This is a genomic window from Streptomyces canus 299MFChir4.1 (genome assembly GCF_000383615.1).
Classification (GTDB): Bacteria; Actinomycetota; Actinomycetes; order Streptomycetales; family Streptomycetaceae; genus Streptomyces; species Streptomyces canus_C.
The window spans coordinates 46,478-67,047 of sequence record NZ_KB911616.1; the positions used below are offsets into that span (position 1 = coordinate 46,478).

Consider the following 20,570-nt stretch of genomic DNA (forward strand, 5'->3'; position numbering starts at 1 on the left):
AAGGCCGTCGGACGCAGGCACTCCAGCCGGTCCGGTGCACGGGCACCGTCGTTCCGATCCCGTCTGAGGCCGGCCCGGAAAGCCGTCGGTACCGCCCCTCACCCACGACGGCCGACGACGGATCACCCGCCCGCCTGACGCTCCCTGATCAGCCTGCCTGTGATCTCGACCGGGTCGACGCGCACCCACAGGTCGCGGCGCCCGCCGGCCCACGGCTCGCTGTACGACTCCTCGGTCAGTCGGCGGACCGCGTCGGGTTGCGTCACCTCGCGGGCCCGGCCGCGTACCAGCACGCTCCAGCCCTGACGGAACACGTCGTCGATGCGGTCGGCCTCGAAGGCGACGCGCCTGCCGAGGACCTGGGAGGGGACGGAACCGGGGTCCGTTCTGAAGGCGATGGCTCCGTCGACGACGGTGTAGTTGACAGGCAGGATCGTCACGCCCTCGGCGGTGATCACCCCGAGCCTGCCCACACCGTGTGTCGACAGCCGCCGCCAGCACTCCTCGACGTCCAGCTCCACGAGCTCCGCGGTCCTGGAGGCCCGGCTCCGGCCGGGCGGCAGATCGACGTCGCCCCCGGTGAGGGCCGCCACGCTGGTGTGCAGCGCGTCTGCGAGCCGTGCGAGAGTACCGATGGCCGGCGCCACGGCCGGTGTCTCCTCCAGGTACCTGAGGTAGCCGGAGGCCATGCCCGCCCGGTCGGCCACCTGCCGCCGGGTCAGACCGAGTTCCACCCGTCGGCCGACGAGACGGCGTCCGAGGTCACCCGGTCCGGAACCGGTCAGTGCCTGCTTCATGGGAGCTGGTGTCCGTTCGGTCACGGCTCTCGCCTCCTCCACTTGATCAAGCCGCCGGAACGGCGAGGGTGTCGTGGCGCGGCTCGCCCAGCACGACCTTGAGCGCACCGGTCTCCGCAGCGCCGCCGAAGACGTCATATGCCTCCTCCATGTCGTCCAGCGGGAAGGTGTGGGTCACCATCGACGAGGTGGACAGTCGGCCGGCCGCCGCCATCCGCAGCAGCGTGGGCGTGGACGAGGTGTCGACCAGCCCGGTCGTCATGGTCACGTTCTTGATCCACAGGTCTTCCAGGTGCAGGGTGGCGGGCTTGCCGTGCACACCGACGTTCGCCACGTGCCCTCCGGGCCGCACCATGCGCGTGCACAGCTCGAAGCTCTCCGGGACGCCCACGGCCTCGATGACGACATCGGCGCCCAGGCCGTCGGTGAGGTCGGCGACCAGTTGCCCGGGGTCGTCACGAACGGCCACGACGGCATCGGCGCCGAACCGCTTGGCGGCGTCCAGCCGGGAGTCGGCGAGGTCCACGGCGATGATCCGCTCGGGGGTGTACAGCTGCGCGGTGCGGATCGCGGCCAGTCCGATGGGGCCGGCCCCGACGACGGCGACGGTGTCCCCGGGCCGTACGGCACCGTTGAGCACGCCCACCTCGTAGGCGGTCGGGAAGATGTCGGCGAAGAGGACAGCGTCCTGGGCGCCCAGCCCGCCGGGCAGCGGATGCACGGACAGATCGGCGTACGGCACGCGCACATACTCGGCCTGCGTGCCGTGGATCCGGTGCCCCAGGATCCAGCCCCCGCCGCCCAGGCACTGGCCGTACATGCCCTGCTTGCAGAAGCGGCAGCGGCCGCAGGCGGTGATGCAGGAGACCAGCACCTCGTCGCCCGGCCGGACGGTGCGCACGTCGTTTCCTGCCTCGACGATCTCACCGACCGCCTCGTGCCCCAGAATCGTGCCGGACTCCACCTCGGGCACGTCGCCCTTGAGGATGTGCAGATCCGTACCACAGATGGTGACGGCCTTGACCCGTACGACGGCGTCGGTGGGGTCCTGGACGCCCGGGTCCGGCACCTTTTCCCAGGCAGACTGTCCGGGGCCGTGGAAAACGAAGCCCTTCATGACCGTTCCTCCTTCGCTCCGGGGCACCGCGAGTACCCGTACCTCCAGCGTGGGCCGTGTGACCGGCATGCGCCCGACCCGGGGCGTGGGCGCGGGGCCGGCTCCTGATATCAGTGGGGCGTGACCTTGCCTGCTGGCTGATCACTTCGCCTGGGAGAGCGAGACCGCGTCGGGGCCGGCGGGGAATCGCAGCTGGCCGGTCGTGTCGTGCACGGCTCGCCAAACTGTCTCGGCGACGTCGCTCTCCTCGGTGAACAGGTCCTGGCCCGTGAAGTCGCCCATGGCCTTCTTCGCCCATGGTGCGTAGGGCGCCGGGACCAGCTCGTCCAGCGAGGCGCCCTTCGTCGCGTTGGCCGCGAAGTTCGTTGTCAGGCAGGCGCCCGGCTGGACCGTCTTCGCCTGTACACCGAAGGGCGCGAGCTCGAGCGCGAGGGATGCGGTGAACCCCTCGACGGCCATCTTGCTCGCCTTGTAGACGGCCGAGAGCGGCATGTGGCCCAGCACCACGCTCGAGGTCACGTTGACCACCACGCCGGAGCCACGCTCGCGGAATTGGGGCAGCACCGCCTGCGTCATCGCCATCACGCCGAACGTGTTGGTCTCGAAGACCTCTCGCACTCGGGCCATGGGGGTGCCCTCGAACACGCTGATCGAGGGCACGCCCGCGTTGTTGACCAGGACATCGATGGGGCCCGCGGCCTCGAACGCGGCGGTGATGCTCTCGGGCCTGGTCACGTCGAGCTCGATGACGCGGAGCCGGTCCGACTCAGGAAGGACGCCTGGACGCGGCGTCCGCATCGTGGCGATGACGTTCCACCCCTGCGAGTGGAAGTAGAGGGCGGTCACCCGCCCGTACCCGGACGAGGTACCAGTGATCAGAACTGTCTTCATGGTGTGCCCCTTTGCGATGTGGTGGGATCCATACGGGTGGGCAGGCATTTTCCTGCTCCATGGAAGAACCCGGTGATCCCATTGAATCGCTCTGACCAGCGGAGATAGTAGAACTATCCTCGCTACTCCTTGCACGATCCTCCAGTAAGCCCACCCAGCTCAGGGCAGGAGACCTGCTGGCGCACGCACGGCCTGACGCAGGCGGGCGGCGTCCAGGCTGGGGGGCGCGCCGAACTGGCGGCGGTACTCCCGGCTGAACTGCGACGGGTTGTCATAGCCGACGCGGTGGCCGACTCCGGTGACGTCTCCGGGGTGGGTGGCAAGCAGCAGCCGGGCCTCCTGGAGCCGGATCTGCTTCTGGAACTGGATGGGGCTCATCGCGGTCACCGCTTGGAAGTTGCGGTAGAAGGCGGAAACGCCCATGCCGGACTGCCGCGCCACGTCCTCGACCCGGAAGGGCTGCGCGTAGTGCTCGCGGATCCAGCGCACGGCCCGCGAGATGTGACTGAGGCTGCTGTCGGCCAGGCCGAGCTGGCGAACCGTCGCACCCTGCTCGCCGGTGATCAGACGCCACAGGATCTCGCGCTTGACCAGCGGGGCCAGTACGGCCCGGTCGCGGGGCTCGTCGAGCAGGCGCAACAACCGGACCACCGCGTCCAGCAGCGCGGCCGGAGCGTCACTGACGGCGATCCCCGACGGCGCGCCCCCACTGCTCCGGGGGGCGCCTCCGGGCCCGGCCTCAAGCAACAGCTCGGCAACGGCGGACGGTTCCAGGACGAGACCGAACCCCAGCGCCGGCTGCTCGGGGTCGGCCTGGGTGAACTGCCCTGTGACAGGCAGATCGACGGATGCGACCAGGTACTGCCCGGGCCCGTACTCGAACACCCTCTCACCCAGGGCGAGGCGTTTGGCGCCCTGCGCGATGACCGCCAGGAGCGTGCCGGACATAGAAGGCGCCGGCGGATCAGCGCGGTCGACCTTCGAGATGAGGACGCCGTCGACGGCGGTGGTCCAGTCGGGCCGCGCATGGCGGGCCAGCAGGGTGCGGAGTTCTTCGAGGTGCATGCGTCCATTGCAGCACCATTCCGCGCCGCAGTTCCCAAAGTCGCGAGGATCGTGCAAGTACGAACGAGTATCGGTCTAACGTTTTCGCAGTTCAAGCGCCTTATATGGAATCACCGCACTCCACCACCGAAGAGGAAGAGCAGGAATCCATGATTGCCGACTACGGCTTCAGCGCCACACTGACCGCCAGGCCCGGTTTGGGCGACCAGCTCGTCGACCTGCTGCTGACCGGACTGAACGAGGGCAGCCCCGGCGCGAGCGAACACTGCCTCGTCTACCTCGTCTCCCGCTCCGCGTCCGACCCCGACGTCGTCCACGTCGCCGAAGGCTGGACCAGCGAGGAGGACCACCACCGCGTCTTCGCCGGCAAGACCGCCCAGGCCATCGTGGCGCAGATCGACCCACTGCTCGCCAAGGACTCCGAGTACACCGACTACGTTCCGGTCGGCGGCAAATCCGCCCTCTGAACCGCCGAACACCCCACACCCCAGGCGCTGCCGCCTCGGTGCCCACCGAGGTGGCCCCCGTCCTCGCCCGACCGTCCCGCCACCACCCATGAGAGGCAACGACCATGACCACAGCACGCCCCTCCGTCGAACCCGAACTGCACGAACTCCTGGCCGACATGGCGCTGATGTCCCAGCTCAACCCGGAAGTGCTGGCGCAGGTACGCCCCTTCTCCTCGATGCCGGTCGAACCCCTCCTCGAAGGTCGCGCCGTCGACCGGCGCGAGGTCACCGTTGCGAGTCCGGACGGCACCCCGATCCCCTTGTCCGTCTTCAGCCCCGCGAACAGCGATCGCACCGCTGCCGCACCCTGCGTCTACTGGATGCACGGCGGCGGGATGGTCATGGGCGACCGCTTCTCACAGATCGACATCCCGCTGGAGTGGCTCGACGAGTTCGGCGCCGTCGTGGTCTCCGTCGACTACCGGCTCGCGCCCGAGTCCACCGGCACCATCCCGGTCGAGGACTGCTACCAGGGACTGCTCTGGATCGCCGACCACGCCGCCGAACTGGGCATCGACCCCGCCCGGATCATCGTCGCGGGCGCCAGCGCGGGCGGCGGCCTCGCCGCCGGCGTCACCCTGCTGGCCCGCGACCTCGGCACCCCGGCGATCGCCGCCCAAGTCCTGATCGGCCCCATGCTCGACCACCGCAACACCACCACCTCCAGCCTCCAGTACTCGAACGGGCCCGGCGTCTGGACCCGCGAGATGAACGGATTCGGATGGCACTGCCTCCTCGGCGACCTCACCGACGACGAGGTACCCGCATACGTCTCACCCGCCCTGGCCGACGACCTCGCGGGTCTGCCGACCACCTACATCGACACCGGCTCCGCCGAAGTCTTCCGCGACGAGGACACCGACTACGCCACCCGCATCTGGGCGGCCGGCGGCCAGGCCGAACTCCACGTCTGGGCAGGCGGCTTCCACGGATTCGACGCCCTGTACCCGCAGGCACACATCTCGGCCACAGCCCGCCGAACCCGCACCGACTGGCTCGCCCGGCTCCTGCGCACGAACCCCGCCGCATAGGTGAAGTCGACGAGCTCCGGTCGTACGTGGCTTTGACCGTGAATGCCGACGTCGTTTGGCCGTGAAAGTTGACGGCGGTTCGTGGCCTCGGGCCGGCTGGATGTTGGTGAATTCTGACGGCAGTCCGGATGGTGTGGGGATGGCTTAGCGGGCGAGTTCGCGGCTGTGAGCGAGGCGGTAGGACTCGGTACCGGTCTTGAGAATGTTGCCGCCGAAGGTGAGCCGGTCGACGATGGCGGCACAGAGTCTGGGGTCGGTGAAGGTCTTGCCCCAGCCGGCGAAGGAGTCGTTGGAGGCGTTGGCGACGGAGTTCTTCTCCTCGCGTTCGGGGAGGACCTGGAAGAGGAGTTCGGCGCCGCGGCGGTCGAGTTGCATGCAGCCGAGTTCGTCGATGCAGAGCAGGTCGACGCGGCCGTAGCGGGCGATGGTCTTGGCCAGGATCTTCTCGTCGGCGGCATCGACCGGCTCGTTGGCCAGCTTCGATGCCAGGGTACATTTCGCCCGGAAACCTGCCATCGCGGCTTCGGTGCCGAGCGCGATGAGCAGGTGAGACTTGCCGGTGCCGGAGTCACCGATCAGGCAGAGCGGCAGGCCCTTCTTCACCCGCTCACAGGTGGCCGGCGAGCCACGACGGCGGCGTCGATGTTCGGAGGGGCATCGAAGTCGAACTCGCGCAGCGATTTCTCCCGGGGGAACTGGGCGGCCTCGATCCGGCGTTCGGAGCGGCACCTGGCGCGGTCGTCGCACTCGGCCAGCAGCGGTTCGGCCAGGAACACCAGGTACGACATCTGGTCGTTGCCGGCCTTGGCCGCCAGGTCGGGAAACTGGTTGCTGATCGTGGGCAGTCGCAGGACCCGGCATGCCTGGTCGACGGCGGATTCGGCGGCTTGTTCACTCATCCGGCGGCGAGGGCTCATGGCGGCGGCTTCTTCCTGCTCGGCTTCTGGGTAGGTCTCGGGGCCGGCGCGCGCCCAGCGGCGGCCACGGCGGCTCGCCGGCTGGGAAGCAGCTGGTCGTAGATCGACACGTCAGGCATGGGGCGGGTGTCTTTGGGCAGTTGCGCCAGGCGTCGCTGGGTCAGCGAGGTGACGGTCGCTGCGACGGCCCGGTCTGCCGCGGTAGTGGCTCGGCGTCGTGGCTTGGCCGAGGTCGGGTCGTCGTTGTCGGCGATGCGGCGGGCTTCCAGCGCGGCCGCGTCCGGGGTGAGCGCTCCGACCTGGAGCGCGGCGGCCAGGCCGGCGACGACGTGGTCGTGCTGCATGTGCCGGTGCAGCAGCAGAACCTCGATCAGAGCGCGGGCGCCGGCGGTGTCGCCGTGGGCGATGCAGGCGGCTGTGCACCAGGCTTCGTGGATCGGGGGTGAAACACCTGCGCCGGGCCACGGCCGGCCTCGACCCGAATCTCCGGCTTCCGCTTGGCGACGTAGGCGCGCACGACCTGTTAGGACACGTCGTCCATCGCGTGCTCGTTGATCAACCGGCGACAGATCCGGACCACCGTGTGACGCTGCTTCCTCGGCGCATCCAGATCAGCCATCAGCATCCGGTCGATCACCTGCTTGAACGGATCCAGCTTGGAACGGCGAGGCGCGTACGGTTCCCGAGGTTGCGGCCACGCCGAACTCAGCGCCTTCTGAACAGTCCGCCAGCCCACCCGGGACTTGCGCTCCAGCGCCCGGTTCGACATACCCTCGCGAGCGTCACGCCGCAGCGCGGCACACAACTCGACCTTCGACTGACCAGGCGGCATCGGCGGTGCTCCTTCACTGAGCACATTCACCTTGCCACCTCAACCCCGCGAGTGACACTACTTCTCACGAGCAACTTCCCAGCTAACCAGCCGGTGACATCCACTCAGTCGGACAACTGACAACCGACAAACACCGTCAGATCCATCCTTGCGAAAACCATTGGTGCCCGCCTTGCTCCGCTGATGGACTGACGTCATACCGCGAGTCTGCCGCGTGACGGAGGTAGTGGCTGTGACAGGTTATGACGTGCTTGCCGAGGTGTACGAATGGCTCATCTCGGATGCGAAGTTGTCTCCAGCCGAGTTCGCTGCGTCGTTCGACGACGTCCTCAATCTCCTGCCGTCGAACGCTCACATCCTCGACTGTTCCTGCGGAACCGGACAGTTGGCGGTTGGCCTCGCCGGTCGTGGCATGCAGGTTGTCGCAACTGACGCCAGCGAGGCGATGGTTCGCCGGACTGCAGAGTTGTCTGAGGAGTTCGGTGCATCCGTCCGGGCCGTACGGGCGAACTGGGAAGAATTGCCTGACCATTTCCAGGACAACACGTTCGACATGGTGTTCTGCGTCGGAAACTCGCTTCACCATGCCACGGGCGCGACAGGCAGGGGTGCCGCTCTGGAGTCGATGTCACGGCTTCTGCGCCCCGGCGGGCGCTTGGTACTCACATCCCGCACTTGGGAACTCGTGAGGGCCAGAGGTTCCCGGCTGGAGATCAGAGACCGACTCGTCCGCCGGAACGGTCGCGATGCCGTCGTGGTCTACCGCTGGGAGATTGCGCCGCATTGGGAGGAGGAGCACCACATCGAGATTGCGATCGCGCAAGTCGATGCGACCGGGTTGGTCCTTGTCCGCTCGGAACTGCTGTCCTGCTGGCCCTACCGGTACGAGGAACTCGAAGTCGAGCTGCAGCGGGTCGGACTCCAGACGGAACTGAGCACGTTCGATCTTGAGGCCGAGAACTACATGGTGGTCGCGAGCAAGGTATAAACACCGGACTCTCAGTCCCTGGCCGCACCGCGCGGTTGCTCGCAGGACGCTTGCGCCCTCTCATCGGTGCGGGTTCAAGAGGTCAACGCGACGCCTCGGACGAGGAGTGCTACGGATCCAGCTTCGCCGGCCGCGCCGAAGCGGTTGTCGTACCTGGCTGCGGCCAAGCCGAGGTCAGGGCACATCCAGCTTGACACCGCAACCCCGATGGTGACGTCAGAATTCGCGAACATCTTTCTGGGCCCAGCACCTGGTGCCGTCAGCTTTCACGAACAACTGACGTCACCAACTACCGACAGAACCACGCCGGCTTCCTGGCCGGCGTCTCGCGGGAAGTGAGCATGCCGCGTCGGCTACAGAGAGGGCAGTGGGTCGACGGTGTCGTCAACTCCGAGGAGCAGGACGCGGTGTCCGGCGGCCTCCGTGGCGCCGTCGGTGACCCTTTCGACGTCCAGGCGCAGCCGGACGCGACCGGCGCGTTCACCGTGGGCCGCAAGCTCGCGCTCCAGATCTCCGTCGAGACGGGCCGCAGTCAGGTCCCCTGTCACGCGGACCCTTACGTCGGAAGCTGCAAGGTAACCGGACGTCCTCGGCCGGCCGAGATGTGCTCCGAGAGGGGCAACGGACCCGGGGTTCAACGTCTTACGACCGCATGTCGAACGCTGACATGTCGCCGTGCCCGTTTCCGTCCGACAACCCGCTCTGCCCTTTCCTACCGGGCGGGGACGCCCCCGTCATACCTGAGGCGTACCATCGGTCGCCGCCTGAGTGGTACCGCGGTACCACTCAGGCGGCGAAGTGTCTCCCAGGGTCCCAGGGTTCGGCCCGGCCGCGCTCCTAACCTCGGTTGCACAGGTCGCGGCGCTCGCCCGACCGCGTCCGAGGCGAAAGGCCCACACTCGTGATCGAAGCGCGCGAGCTGACCAAGCGGTACGGCGACAAGACCGTCGTCGACGAGTTGAGTTTCACCGTCAAGCCCGGCGAGGTCACCGGCTTCCTCGGCCCCAACGGCGCCGGCAAGTCCACCACCATGCGCATGGTCGTCGGCCTGGACGCCCCCACCAAGGGCGCGGTCACCGTCAACGGCAAGTCCTACGCGAAGCACACGGCACCGCTGCACGAGATCGGCACCCTGCTGGAGGCCAAGTCCGTCCACCCCGGCCGCAGCGCGTTCAACCACCTGATGGCCCTCGCGTACACCCACGGCATACCGCGCCGCCGGGTCGACGAGGTCATCGAACTGGCCGGTCTGACCAGCGTGGCCGGCAAACGTGTCGGGGCCTTCTCGCTCGGCATGGGGCAGCGGCTCGGCATCGCGGCCGCCCTGCTCGGCGACCCGGCGATCGTCATGCTCGACGAGCCGGTCAACGGCCTCGACCCCGAGGGCGTGCTGTGGGTGCGCAACCTGCTGCGCTCGCTGGCCGACGAGGGCCGGGCGGTGATGCTCTCCTCGCACCTGATGAGCGAGACCGCGCTGATCGCCGACCACCTGGTGATCATCGGACGCGGCCGGCTCCTCGCGGACACCACCGTCGACGACTTCACCCAACAGGCGAGCGGCGGCGGCGTGAGGGTCGCGAGCGACGACGCCGGCAGGCTGCGCACACTGCTGGCGGGCCCGGACGTCACGATCTCCTCCTCGTCCGCCGAGGAACTCCTGGTCTCCGGACGCGACGCCCGGCAGATCGGACGGATCGCGGCCGAGCACGGGGTGGCGCTGTACGAACTCACCCCGCAGGCCGTCTCGTTGGAGGCAGCGTTCATGGACCTGACCAGGGACGTCGTCGAGTACCAGAGCCATCCGGCCGAGAAGCGACCGAGCGAAAGGCAGCCTGTTGACATCCTCTCCCGCTAAAGGCGGGGGGTCCCACGGTCGCCCGTGGGGGGTTCCTGCCTCATCGACGACTGCCCGCCCGGAGTGATCCGTTGAGGTCTCACACCGTCTCCACAGGCAGACACGGCCAGCCCGGCTGCCAGAATGTTGTGTGCCGCGTTCACGTCCCGGTCATGCACGGTGCCGCAGTCACACGTCCACCAACGGATGTTCAGCGGCAGCTTGGCCCGGGCCAGGGTGTGGTTCGTGACCATGGTGCGGAGGCTCAGATCCTCGATCACGACCGTTTGGTCTTCACGGACGAGACGGGTGGTCAGCTGGTGCGGGAAGTCACGGCGGCGGTCGGTGATCCGGGCGTGGACGCGGGTGACTTTCACCCGGGCCTTGGCCCGGTTGTCGGAGTCCTTCTCCTTGCGGGACAGTTCCCGCTGCGCTTTCGCCAGGCGGCCCCGGTCGCGGCGCTCGTGCCGGGGGTTGGTGGCCTTCTCGCCAGTGGACACGGTCACCAGGGAGGTGATCCCGGTGTCGATCCCGACGGCGGCCGTGGTGGCCTGGGCGGGGGCGATCGCGTCGTCGCCCGGCATGGACACGAACCAGCGCCCCGCCGCGTCCTGCGACACCGTGACCGTGGACCGGGCCGCGCCTTCGGGCAGGGGCCGGGACCACACGATGTCCAGCGGCTCGCGCATCTTGGCGAGCGTCGGGGCACCGTCGCGGCAGCCAAACGCCGAGCTGGTGTACCCGGCGCAGCGGCGCGACTTCTTCCGCGACGTGAACCGGGGGTACTTCGCACCGCCGTCGAAGAAGTTCGTGAGCGCGCCCTGCAGGTGCCTCAGGCACTGCTGCAACGGCACCGGGGAGACCTCGGTGAGGCAGGCGAGTTCCTCGGTCTTCTTCCACGCGGTGAGCATCGCCGAGGTGGCGTTGCAGTTGACCCGCTCGCGGCGCTGATTCCACGCGGCGTTACGGGCTTCGAGGGCCATGTTGTACACCTTCTGCACGCGGCCGAACGTGCGCGACAGCTCGGCCGCCTGCGCATCGGACGGACAGAAGCGGTACTTGAAGGCCCGCTTCACATGAGTCGTGGCCATGGCTCACGAACTAACCGACCCACAGGTAGTGGTTAAACCTGCGGGTCGGAGCACGATTTCTCGCCCGCTGCCCTGCTCCGCAGGTGCTTCGTTCCCTCCCCCACCTCAAGGTGGGGGTTTCCACGAAGGAGTCCAGATGACCGTCACCGAACTCTCCCCACCCAGGGCCTACAAGGTCACCGGTCCACGGGTGCTGCGCGCGGAGTGGGCCAAGTTCTGGTCGCTGCGCTCCAGTTGGATCACCCTCGCTGTCGCTGTGGTCCTGCTGATCGCCCTCGGCGCGATCGCCTCCGCCACCTACAGCCCCGACATGGCCACGCAGGACGGACCGCCGGGGCCCGGCTCCGGTGACCAGGACGCGGTCAGTCTCGCCCTGCTCGGGGTGACCTTCGCGTCGCTGGCCGTCGGCGTGCTCGGCGTCCTGTTGTCGGCCGGCGAGTACACCACCGGCATGATCCGCTCCACCCTGACCGCTGTCCCCCGTCGTCTGCCGGTTCTGTGGTCCAAGGCCGCGGTGATCGGCCCTGTAGTCCTGGTCCTGGCCACGCTCGGCGCCCTGGCCGCGTTCCAGTTGGGCACCCTGGGCCTGGACGGCGAGAAGATCGCCCTGTCCGTGGGCGATTCCGGTGTGCTGCGCAGTCTGGCCGGTGCCGGCCTGTACCTCGCTCTGGTGGCCGTCGCGGGTGTGGCCCTGGGGGTGCTGCTGCGCTCCAGCGCCGGGGCGATCGCGGTCCTGGTCGGCGTCCTGCTCATCCTTCCGGGCCTGGCCTCCCTGCTCCCCGATTCCCTGTACGACAACATCAACCCCTACTTCCCCAGCAACGCGGGCTCGGCGATGTATGCCCTGCACCAGTCCTCCGACGCCCTCTCCCCCGGGGCAGGACTCGCCGTCTTTGCCGGGTGGGTGGCCCTCACCCTCTCCGGGGCAGCATGGCGGCTCCTCAAGAGCGACGCCTGAGCAGCGGTGCGAGGAAATGGGACCGTGGGGATCATGAGGCAGGACTCGGTGACCGGCGCCCGGAGGACGGCTCCTGCGTCGTCCCCCGGGCTCGCCGACGTATGGGCGCACCCGCTTCTGGGCCGCATGCTGCGCGGCCAGAGCGCTCGGCGCCGGCTGGATCAGCGGCATCCGTGGCTGCTCGACACCACGGTCGTCCTCGTGGTCGCCCTGCTCAACCTCCCTGACCTGCTCTCCCACAGTCGCCATGGCCCGTTCGGGGACTCGACGGACCGCGGTCAGTTTCCGACCGCGGTACTGGTCGCATGTGCCGTCGCACTCGTCGTCCCTCTGTGGTGGCGCCGCAGGAACCCGGCCGTCACGTTCGGGATCATCTCCGCGGTGTCCTTGGTCCAGTGGTCGCTGGGAGTGTGGCAGCAGACCGGCATGGCAGGGCTCGTCGCCCTGTACAGCCTGGCCCTGCACGGATCACTGCGGGTGCTGGGCTGGGCCGCTGCTCTTACTGCGACCCAACTCGGCCTGGGGGTCGGTCTCCTGGCCCCCGTCGAGCACCCGTTTCTCGGCCTCTTCTTCCTGCTGGGCACGGCGACGGCGGCCATCGCCACCGGCCTGACGCTGCGGATCCGCCGTCTCTACCTGGCTGCGTTGGAGGACCGGGCCAAACGCCTGGAGACCGAGCATGCACAGCACGTCAAGCTCACCAGCGCCGCCGAACGCACGCGCATCGCCCGCGAGATGCACGACATAGTCGGCCACAATCTCTCCGTCATGGTCAGCGTGGCCGACGGCGCCGCCGTCCTCGCGGTCAATCGCGGCGAGACGTCCGCCGATGCCCTGCGCGTCCTCGCCGACACCGGCCGCCAGGCGATGAGCGAACTGCGGCGGGTCCTCGGCGTGCTGCGCGAGGATCAGGACGAGGAACACCTGCTCAGCCCGCAGCCCGGCGTGCGCGACCTGGACCCGTTGCTGATCCGCGTACGTGCCGCAGGGCTGCCCGTGACCTACCGGACCACGGGTGACCTCGACGCCCTCGCCAGCGGTGTTCAACTCACCGTGTACCGCATCGTCCAGGAAGCCCTCACCAACACTCTGAGACATGCCGGCGCAGGCGCCACGGCCGATGTCACCGTTGCCAGAGACGCCGGCACCGTGCAGGTCAGGGTCGTCGACACCGGCGTGTCCGGCGCCAACGCGGCGTCCGGCGAGGCGGGGCACGGTCTCGTCGGCATCCGCCAGCGGGCCGCCATGTACGGCGGCACCGTTACCCTCGGCCCGCCTGCCACCGGCCTGGGCTGGCTCGTCGACGTCATGCTCGATGTCCCCGTAGGAGATCATCAGCCATGACCACCATCCTCATCGCAGACGACCAGCCCCTGCAACGCATGGGCGTGCGCATGCTGCTGGAAGGCACGCCCGGCCTGACCCCCGTCGGTGAGGCCGCGCACGGCGCCGAGGCCGTCCGGATGACCGCCGAACTGCGCCCCGACGTCGTTCTCATGGACATCCGCATGCCCGGCATGGACGGCATCGAGGCCACCCGTCGCATCATCGCCGCCGGCGGCCGCACCCGCGTCCTCATCGTCACCACCTTCGACCTCGACGAGTACGCCTACGACGGCCTGCGCGCGGGAGCCGGAGGCTTCCTCCTCAAGGACGCCCGCCCCGAAGAACTCATCGCCGGCATCCACGCGGTCGCCACCGGGGACGCGGTCGTCTCCCCCCGCCTCACCCGCCGCCTCCTGGACGCCTACACCCACCAAGTCCTGGCCCCCGCGGACACCGCACCCGCCGAGGACCCGCGCCTGAAGACGCTCACCGACCGCGAACGCGAAGTCCTCGTCGCCGTCGGCCAGGGCTGGACCAACACCGAGATCGCCGAGCGTCTCGTCCTGACCGAATCCACCGTCAAGAAGCACGTCGGCCGCGTCCTCGCCAAGATCGGGGCTCGTGACCGCATCCAAGCCGTGATCACGGCGTACGACACGGGGCTGGTCAGAGCCAAGTCGTAGCGCTCACGCGTCCTTGCACGGTGAGCGTACGAAAAGGACACATGGGCCATCACCTCCAGTCGGTCATCGCCTCGGGTGCCGGCGGCGACTACCCACGCCCGCCTTCCTCCCACGCTCACTACCAGGAGCGCCGAAGACGCGGTCCATCGCCATGCCCGGTCCGGTCGGCACGAGTTGTGGTGCCCGGCACGGACCCCACCGTCAACACCGCCGGCCCACGACCCGGGAGCCCATACGATGAACAGTCAACTCCGCCGTGAGCCGGACGTCTTGACAGTCGGAGGCGGCCCGGCCGGACTCTCATCGGCCATCCTGCTCGGCATGCGAGGTGCCGACGTCCTCCTGGTCGAGCGGCATCCGGCAGCCTCGAGGCTGCCTCGGGCGCATCTGCTCAATCAGCGCACGATGGAGATCTTCACCGAGATGGGCATGGCCGCCGACGTCTACGCGCTCTCCCCGCCCGAAGACCGCTGGCATCAAGTGGCGTGGCACACCACGCCCGCCGGCCCGGCCGCACCCTTCGGGCAGCGGATCGGAGTCCTTCCCGCCTGGGGCGGCGGCCCGGAAACCGAGCGTTACGCCCGGGCCAGCCCGGTTCGCTATGCCAACCTGCCGCAGCTGCGCCTCGACCCGCTCTTGCGGAGCCGGGCTGAGACGGTGTGCGGAGGGGACAGCATCCGCTTCCACCATGAGCTCAGCAGCCTTTCCCTCGCCGCGGACGGTGCGAGCGAGGGTGCCGTAGCGACCGTCCGGGACCGCGAGAGCGAGGCGTCGTACGAAGTCCATCCGCGTTACGTCGTCGCGGCGGACGGCGGCCGGACCTGCGCCGACCCGCTCGGCATCGAGATGGACGGCCCCACGGGGCTGCTCGACATGGTCACCGTGCACGCCACCAAGGACCTGTCGGAGTGGCTCCCCGACGACGAGACGCTGCTGTACTACTTCATCCATCCTGACGGCCGGGGTTCGTTCGCCGGCGCCCTGTGCTCGATGGGCCCCGATCGCTGGGGGCGTGAGACGACCGAGTGGGCCTCGCACGTCGGCTATCGCACCACCGACGCCGACCGCAATGACCTGACCGCGGTCCTCAGCCGTGTCCACCGCATGCTCGGCGTCCCCGACCTGGACATCGAGGTGCACGCGGTCAGCCACTGGGAGTTCGAGGCGTGGTGGCCCGGCACCAGCGGCACGGCTGCGTCTTCCTGGCCGGCAACGCGGCCCACCGGCATCCGCCGACCGGCGGACTGGGCCTGAACACGGCGGTCCAGGACGCGCACAACCTCGCCTGGAAGCTCGACGCCGTCCTGTCAGGCCAGGCCACCGACGCCTTGCTCGACAGCGCGGGGTAGAGCGAGGCGCTCCTCGTCGGTGACGATCAGCAGGATGTTGGGGCGCTCGGTCATGCCCTGCCCTTCGCTCGCCACACGCCGACGGCTGGGGTCGGCCGGTACGAGGCCGCTCCGTGTGCGGACCGGTATGGAGGCCTTCGAATCTAGGCGGGAAGCGGGCCGGGGGCCGTTCAGGACGCGGCCGACGACGGCCGGACGGGTGATCACATCGTCCGAGGGAACCCGGGCCTGGCCTGAGCTGCCGCCGGCCTCCGGCGGGGTCCCCGCCCATGAAAGCCGGGGTGTTGTTCGCGCAGCTGGCGGGTGACCCAGTCCAGCCCAGTCCAGCCGCTCGGCCACGGCGTTCCGGCGGTCGGGTGGCGCCTGGGCGAGCAGGGATTGCAGGAGTCGCAGGGTCCGGGCCAGGGTCATGGGGCTACCGGTTGCGGCCCGGCACATGTCGTCCACGGCCACCCTCAGGAAGTCCTCCCAGCCCGGCAGGCACAAGATGACACGGACGCGCCCCTTGGCGTCGGGCACCGAGGAGGCGTCCAGCCTGCTATCCACCAGGCGCCGCAACAGGCCCTCGATGCTGTCGAGGGTTTGGACCGCGGTCGCGGGATCGTTCACCGCCGGCGACAGCGCGCGCAGGCCGATGTCGGCGAGCAGCCGGAAGGCGAAGAGCGGGTCCTGGTGGAAGGCGCGCTCCGGTTCCGCGAGAAGCGCCGAGGTCACCTGGTCGGCTGGCATGTCGCCGCCGCGGACCTCGGCCACCCTCTGACCGGGGTGGCCGGTGGCGCTGATCGGGAACCGCAGTACGACCACCGCGTCCGCGCGCGTCGCGGACTCCGCCAGGGCCCGCAAGTCGACCTGCCGGACCGTGACCGTCGGCCCGCGCCACACCGCGGTGGCGCACCGGCGCGAGAATGACCGGCGCCGTCGCGGCGCCGGTCCGGCCGGTGGCCGGGGCGGGCGGGTAGAAGGCGTCGAGGACCGCGTGGCCTCGGGCGGCGGTGTCCGCCAGTACCCGGGCCAGCTGGATCGCGTCCAGGGCGCGCAGCTGAAGAAGCCGCACCAACGACAGCGACATCACGGCGGCGCCCGCAATGACGGGGATGGCCAGGGAGACCGTGGTGCGGGAGCCGATGGTGAGCGTGGCACTGACCGAGAAGGAGAGCAGCCCGCCGACGAGGGCGAAGGCCCGCAACACCGCGGGATCGGTGCGGAACAACGCCAGGCGCGGACTGAAGGTGCCCGCGACCCACTCCACGACCAGCAACAGCAGTGAGAAGACCAGACTGGTGACGCCGAGCACGGAAACGCCGAGCACGCCGAGCACCTCGGCCATGCGGGACGCGGAGACTCGCGGGCCGCCCTCGATACGCGGCAGCGTCAAGCCCAGCGCCAAGCCGGCCAGCAGTCCGGTCGTCTGGGTGACGCCGGCGCACAGACGCCGGCGCGGGCGCACCAGGCGTTCGCCCGGCTGGCCGGGGCCGAACGGTCCGGTCGGCGGGGCTTGCACCGCGGGCCCTCCTGTCACTCGGCCAAGTGAGCTGAACCCTTCCCGAAGAAATCCACCACCCCACGACGGAGCGAGGGGTGCACGTTACGGCAGTGCTCGCGGATGCTTCTGCACGGTCGGCGGGGCGCGCAGTTCGCCGTGCACCGCCCAGGCCACCGACACCATGGGCACCGCCACGACCGCGCCGACCACGCCGGCCAGGATGGCGCCGGCGATGACGGAGACGGCCACGACGACCGGGTGCAGCCGGACCGCCCAGCTCATCACCAGCGGATGCAGGACGTGGCCCTCGATCTGGCCGACGATGACGATCAGCGCGAGAACCACGATCGCGATGACCGGCCCGCGCGACGCCAGGGCGACCACCGTGGCCACCCCCAACGCGATGGGCGATCCCACCAGCGGGACGAACGCGGCGAAGAACTCCAGCAACGTCAGCGGCAGGGCCAACGGCACCCGCAGCACGAACAGCGCCACGCCGACCAGCACCGCGTTGCTGGCCGCCACGATGACGATGCCCCGCGTGTACCCGGCGAAGGTCCGCCACGCCGCACGGCCCGCGCGGTTGAACGGGTCCCGCGCCCGCTGCGGCAGCAACTCCTGGAACCAGCTCCAGAACCGGTCGCCGGAATGGACGAAGAACAGGGAGCAGAACAGCGCGAGCACCCCCGCGGTCAGCACCTCCACGAGCCGTCCGGCACCGCTCACGGCGCTGCTGATCAGCACGGAGCGGTGCTGGGAGACGAAGGAGTTCACCTTGTCCTGAAGGTTCGACGTCACCGCGGGACTCACATGGAAGGGAGGTCCCTGCAGCCACCGTTCGATGCGCCCGACGCCCCCGCTGAACTCCTCCCCCAGCCGGCCCCACTCGCTCGCCACCAGTTCGCCGACCAGCGCCAGCAGCCCGAGGAGCACCAGCAGGCTTCCCACGACACTCACCACCACCGCCAGGGTCCGCGGCAGCCACCGCGCCAGCAGATCGGCGAGGGGACGCAGTACGGAGGTGACGACCAGGGCGAGGAACAACGCGACAGCGACCAGCTGCAGACGTCCCAGCAGCACGAAACCCGCGTACACGGCCGCCCCGAGCACCAGCAGCCGCCACGCGTAGGCGGCACCCACCCTCAGCCCGTGGCTGACGGTCACGCCGTCCACGGCCGGGCGCACCGCCGTCGCCGCCCTGCGCGCGACCGCCACCGTCCCGACTCCGCGCGCGGGTCGGCTGCCCAGCACGACGTACCGCATCCGCCGCGGACCACGACTGGCGCCACGACCGCCGCCGGGGCCCGCGCCCGGACGCCGGCGCGACCGACGCAGGGCGTCGCTCACCTGCACGTCACCGCCTCACGTCATCGAAACCACGCAGCTACGTGTCCCCAGAGCAGCCGAGTTCTAAAAACGCATCCCCCATCTGCCCCGGACGGCGCCGGCCTGGCGGACCACGGCTATCGCGAATACCTCGTCGGCCACGCCACGCTGCCCGGCTCGGCATCGACCTTGAAATCGTCCGGCGAACCCCGGGCACCCGCGGCTTCACCGTGCAGCCACGCAAGTGGGCAGTGGAGAGAACGCTCGGCTGGCTGATGCTCCACCGGCGCCTGGCACGCGACTACGAAGCCCTCCCTCTCGATCCACTGCCATGATCTACATCACCCTGATGGCCCGTCGCCTCACCAAGGAATCCACTCCACCCTGGCGAGGGGCTCTGACAGAACCCAGGAGCCGCCGGACGCCGCGATCCCGAGACGACGTTCTCCTGCATTCGCCGCAGTGTCGATCAAGGACGCCGCCCCCTTGAGCGCTACGGTCCGCGTGGCCAAGGTCCGCCGTCAGTTCGCCCGGTGGCTGCCTCCCGACCGCATAAGCCACCGGTGAGACGTAGGGCGGCCGGCCTGGGCCATAACCCCGAGGGGCTCTCCCCTCCGGTCAGGGTGGCGCCATGAGCGAGCGTCGTCTTCCCGGTGCGAGCATCTCAGCGCCGAGGGCGAAACCGATCACTCGGGCGCGGGCCCGCCAGCGCGGCGCGAGTTCCGCGGCGGGCGCTGGACCGTGAATGGTGACGTCAGGACCCTATATTTCGATCATTCGTACACCGAATTCCCTACTGCGCGGGGTGCCGCTCGGCGGGCCACTGAGCGGCCATACCGGCCCTGTGCGGTGGGGTGATGAGGATCCGCGAAAAAACGGCTCTGTCCGCAGTTCCGTGAACTACAGCGCCTGGTGAACCAACAGAGACGGACGTGCCGATCCCCGTCTCCGACCGTAATGCATGCTGTTGCGGTGAGTGATCCTCAATCAGCATGGCAGGAATGGCTGAACAGCCTGGACGTGCCACGAAAGGCTGCCGCGGAATCGCTGCGTGCCCAGTTCAGTACCCTCGGCGTGACCGATCCTGTCGACTTGATCAAGTCGGAGGTCATGGAAGACCTTCCGCAGCTCGCGCGATTCGTGCTGCTGCGGAGCCTGTGGCATGGTGCGATCAACGGCTGGACCGAGCCGGGCTCGCTCGATCAACTGCCGGCTGCGCAACGCCTTCTTGCCGCCGGTGCGGACCGGGAGGACCTTGTTCGCCTGGTCCGAGCCGTTGCCTATGAGGCGGTGTTCGCGACGCTCGACGAGCTGGACGCCGGCGGCGATGTCCATGCGCCGGGTGTGGAGGCCGGCTGGGTGGTCATGGAGTCGGGCGAAGGTGGCTCTCAGACTGGGCGGGCCCTGTCGGGCCTGCATGAAGATCTCCTGACGATGGATCCCAGCGGGCGCGACGGAACTGACCTCTGGCAATAAGTGCGGTGTCTTGGGTTGATTGGTGCAAGTTACGACTGCGTGAGAATGCGGGTTCGGAGGAGTTCGAATGAGGCTCGTCCATACATGGCTCGTTTAAGTGTTTTCACCCGGTTCACGTGCCCTTCGACCACCTCGGAACGCCACGGAAGGTGCGGTCGGGCAGCACGCCCACGACCTGGTCGGCCTCGACGTCGACCAGCACGGTGCTGTAGGTGCAGCCCTTACGCAAGGCCAACTCGTCCACGCCCAGCAGCTGCGGGGCACGGTCCGCACCGTCGGCGCCGTCAGCAGCCCGAGCAGCCGGGTTCGGCCCGCGGTCAGCAGCAGCCGGCGGCACAGCCGTGCGGAGGACGGCCGCTGAGCTCGATCGCGATCGACCGTAGCCATCCTGTTGCGGAAACAGCTCTTCCGGTCGCACAAATATCGGCGCACCCGCAGCCGGACGATGGCCCGGCGTGAGCCCAACGGCCGCTCCTCCAGGGAGTGTTGATACGTGCTGTGCACGCGGTGGGCCTGCTTGCGGCAGCTCGGGCACCCGCCTGGACGGGCCGTCGACACCGCCCCCACACCACCAGGCTGCCGGAGGAGTCGCTCACCCCCTCCACCCGCACATCGATCCCGGGAAACAGCACATCCTCAACCGCCTTGCCACCACGGCAGGAAGTACACGCTGCCGAAACGATCCCATATCCCTACCGCTGACCTGGGGATTCACGGAACTGCGGCCAGAGCCGCGAAAACGGCCAAGTCCATTCAAGATTCCCATTTGGTTGTATTTGCATCGAAGTCTGAATCATCCGTCATGCGTGAACAGAAGAAGTCGTGCCGTGATCTTGGTCCGAGCTGGCAATCGGGGGGCTACGGCCGATACTCGGCTCGGCATCGACATGGTCAATG

General features: G+C 69.0%; 18 protein-coding genes and 5 pseudogenes. 10 read left to right on the top strand and 13 right to left on the bottom strand.

Going from position 1 to position 20,570, the window contains the following annotated elements; translation table 11 throughout:
- Window positions 1-122: 122 nt before the first annotated feature.
- The 4 genes from H293_RS0140125 to H293_RS0140140 form a co-directional block, all read right to left on the bottom strand.
- Window positions 123-797, bottom strand: a complete 675-nt coding sequence (locus H293_RS0140125) for a helix-turn-helix domain-containing protein (RefSeq protein WP_020123422.1) — start codon at window positions 795-797, stop codon at window positions 123-125.
- A 46-nt stretch (window positions 798-843) separates the two neighbouring features.
- Window positions 844-1,914 (bottom strand): zinc-dependent alcohol dehydrogenase family protein, encoded by a 1,071-nt coding sequence (locus tag H293_RS0140130; protein WP_020123423.1) that lies wholly within the window; start codon window positions 1,912-1,914, stop codon window positions 844-846.
- Between the two features lie 141 nt (window positions 1,915-2,055).
- Complete coding sequence (locus tag H293_RS0140135) at window positions 2,056-2,805, bottom strand: SDR family oxidoreductase (protein ID WP_020123424.1); 750 nt, start codon at window positions 2,803-2,805, stop codon at window positions 2,056-2,058.
- Window positions 2,806-2,964: 159 nt separating this feature from the next.
- Window positions 2,965-3,870 carry an AraC family transcriptional regulator gene (locus H293_RS0140140; RefSeq protein WP_020123425.1) on the bottom strand — a complete coding sequence of 302 codons (906 nt, stop codon included), beginning with the start codon at window positions 3,868-3,870 and terminating at the stop codon, window positions 2,965-2,967.
- Between the two features lie 149 nt (window positions 3,871-4,019).
- Between H293_RS0140140 and H293_RS0140145 the strand changes: the two genes are divergently transcribed.
- On the top strand, window positions 4,020-4,337 hold the full coding sequence (locus H293_RS0140145; protein WP_020123426.1) for a putative quinol monooxygenase: 318 nt from the start codon (window positions 4,020-4,022) through the stop codon (window positions 4,335-4,337).
- Window positions 4,338-4,441: 104 nt separating this feature from the next.
- Window positions 4,442-5,410, top strand: a complete 969-nt coding sequence (locus H293_RS0140150) for an alpha/beta hydrolase (RefSeq protein WP_020123427.1) — start codon at window positions 4,442-4,444, stop codon at window positions 5,408-5,410.
- Window positions 5,411-5,554: 144 nt separating this feature from the next.
- Here the strand turns inward: H293_RS0140150 and istB are convergent.
- The 3 genes and pseudogenes from istB to H293_RS60660 form a co-directional block, all read right to left on the bottom strand.
- Window positions 5,555-6,327, bottom strand: a pseudogene (gene istB, locus H293_RS53145) (IS21-like element helper ATPase IstB).
- Complete coding sequence (locus H293_RS60655; RefSeq protein WP_063746963.1) at window positions 6,324-6,671, bottom strand: hypothetical protein; 348 nt, start codon at window positions 6,669-6,671, stop codon at window positions 6,324-6,326. The pseudogene istB and the gene H293_RS60655 overlap by 4 nt, the downstream one beginning before the upstream one ends.
- A gap of 179 nt (window positions 6,672-6,850) precedes the next feature.
- Entirely contained in the window at window positions 6,851-7,189 is a 339-nt protein-coding gene (locus tag H293_RS60660; protein WP_259294635.1) for a hypothetical protein, read from the bottom strand.
- Window positions 7,190-7,391: 202 nt separating this feature from the next.
- Here H293_RS60660 and H293_RS0140170 point away from each other — a divergent pair, with 202 nt between their 5' ends.
- Window positions 7,392-8,147: a class I SAM-dependent methyltransferase gene (locus H293_RS0140170; protein ID WP_020123428.1), complete on the top strand. Its 756-nt coding sequence runs from the start codon at window positions 7,392-7,394 to the stop codon at window positions 8,145-8,147.
- Between the two features lie 353 nt (window positions 8,148-8,500).
- Here the strand turns inward: H293_RS0140170 and H293_RS0140175 are convergent, their stop codons facing one another.
- The gene (locus H293_RS0140175; protein WP_020123429.1) at window positions 8,501-8,695 is read right to left on the bottom strand and encodes a hypothetical protein; all 195 of its coding nucleotides are present in this window, start codon (window positions 8,693-8,695) and stop codon (window positions 8,501-8,503) included.
- 353 nt (window positions 8,696-9,048) lie between these two features.
- On the opposite strand from H293_RS0140175, the gene H293_RS0140180 reads away from it, so the two are divergent.
- On the top strand, window positions 9,049-10,002 hold the full coding sequence (locus tag H293_RS0140180) for an ABC transporter ATP-binding protein (protein WP_020123430.1): 954 nt from the start codon (window positions 9,049-9,051) through the stop codon (window positions 10,000-10,002).
- Here the strand turns inward: H293_RS0140180 and H293_RS0140185 are convergent.
- Window positions 9,999-11,072, bottom strand: a complete 1,074-nt coding sequence (locus tag H293_RS0140185; RefSeq protein ID WP_020123431.1) for an RNA-guided endonuclease InsQ/TnpB family protein — start codon at window positions 11,070-11,072, stop codon at window positions 9,999-10,001. The genes H293_RS0140180 and H293_RS0140185 overlap by 4 nt on opposite strands.
- Before the next feature lie 136 nt (window positions 11,073-11,208).
- Between H293_RS0140185 and H293_RS0140190 the strand changes: the two genes are divergently transcribed.
- The 4 genes and pseudogenes from H293_RS0140190 to H293_RS60665 all read left to right on the top strand — a co-directional run bounded on the left by H293_RS0140190 (window position 11,209) and on the right by H293_RS60665 (window position 15,388).
- Window positions 11,209-12,030 carry an ABC transporter permease gene (locus tag H293_RS0140190; protein ID WP_020123432.1) on the top strand — a complete coding sequence of 274 codons (822 nt, stop codon included), beginning with the start codon at window positions 11,209-11,211 and terminating at the stop codon, window positions 12,028-12,030.
- Window positions 12,031-12,063: 33 nt separating this feature from the next.
- Complete coding sequence (locus tag H293_RS0140195; RefSeq protein ID WP_033416235.1) at window positions 12,064-13,374, top strand: sensor histidine kinase; 1,311 nt, start codon at window positions 12,064-12,066, stop codon at window positions 13,372-13,374.
- On the top strand, window positions 13,371-14,039 hold the full coding sequence (locus H293_RS0140200; RefSeq protein ID WP_020123434.1) for a response regulator: 669 nt from the start codon (window positions 13,371-13,373) through the stop codon (window positions 14,037-14,039). Before H293_RS0140195 ends, H293_RS0140200 begins: the two co-directional genes overlap by 4 nt.
- Window positions 14,040-14,276: 237 nt before the next feature.
- A pseudogene (locus H293_RS60665) lies at window positions 14,277-15,388 on the top strand (FAD-dependent monooxygenase).
- On the opposite strand, the pseudogene H293_RS53945 reads toward H293_RS60665, so the two are convergent.
- From H293_RS53945 to H293_RS0140215, 3 genes and pseudogenes are all read right to left on the bottom strand, one after another.
- Window positions 15,347-16,273: pseudogene (locus H293_RS53945) on the bottom strand (DUF2254 family protein); the annotation flags it as partial. The pseudogenes H293_RS60665 and H293_RS53945 sit on opposite strands and share 42 nt — an antisense overlap.
- Before the next feature lie 94 nt (window positions 16,274-16,367).
- Window positions 16,368-16,907 (bottom strand): annotated as a pseudogene (locus H293_RS61795) (DUF2254 family protein); the annotation flags it as partial.
- Window positions 16,908-16,973: 66 nt separating this feature from the next.
- The gene (locus H293_RS0140215; RefSeq protein ID WP_259294636.1) at window positions 16,974-18,134 is read right to left on the bottom strand and encodes an AI-2E family transporter; all 1,161 of its coding nucleotides are present in this window, start codon (window positions 18,132-18,134) and stop codon (window positions 16,974-16,976) included.
- 227 nt (window positions 18,135-18,361) lie between these two features.
- Between H293_RS0140215 and H293_RS61520 the strand changes: the two are divergent.
- Together H293_RS61520 and H293_RS0140220 are read left to right on the top strand one after the other, a co-directional pair.
- Window positions 18,362-18,591, top strand: a pseudogene (locus H293_RS61520) (IS5 family transposase); the annotation flags it as partial.
- A gap of 578 nt (window positions 18,592-19,169) precedes the next feature.
- Window positions 19,170-19,673: a hypothetical protein gene (locus H293_RS0140220; RefSeq protein ID WP_259294637.1), complete on the top strand. Its 504-nt coding sequence runs from the start codon at window positions 19,170-19,172 to the stop codon at window positions 19,671-19,673.
- A 93-nt stretch (window positions 19,674-19,766) separates the two neighbouring features.
- Here the strand turns inward: H293_RS0140220 and H293_RS61800 are convergent, their stop codons facing one another.
- Window positions 19,767-20,240: a transposase family protein gene (locus H293_RS61800; RefSeq protein WP_106968525.1), complete on the bottom strand. Its 474-nt coding sequence runs from the start codon at window positions 20,238-20,240 to the stop codon at window positions 19,767-19,769.
- Window positions 20,241-20,570: the final 330 nt, after the last annotated feature.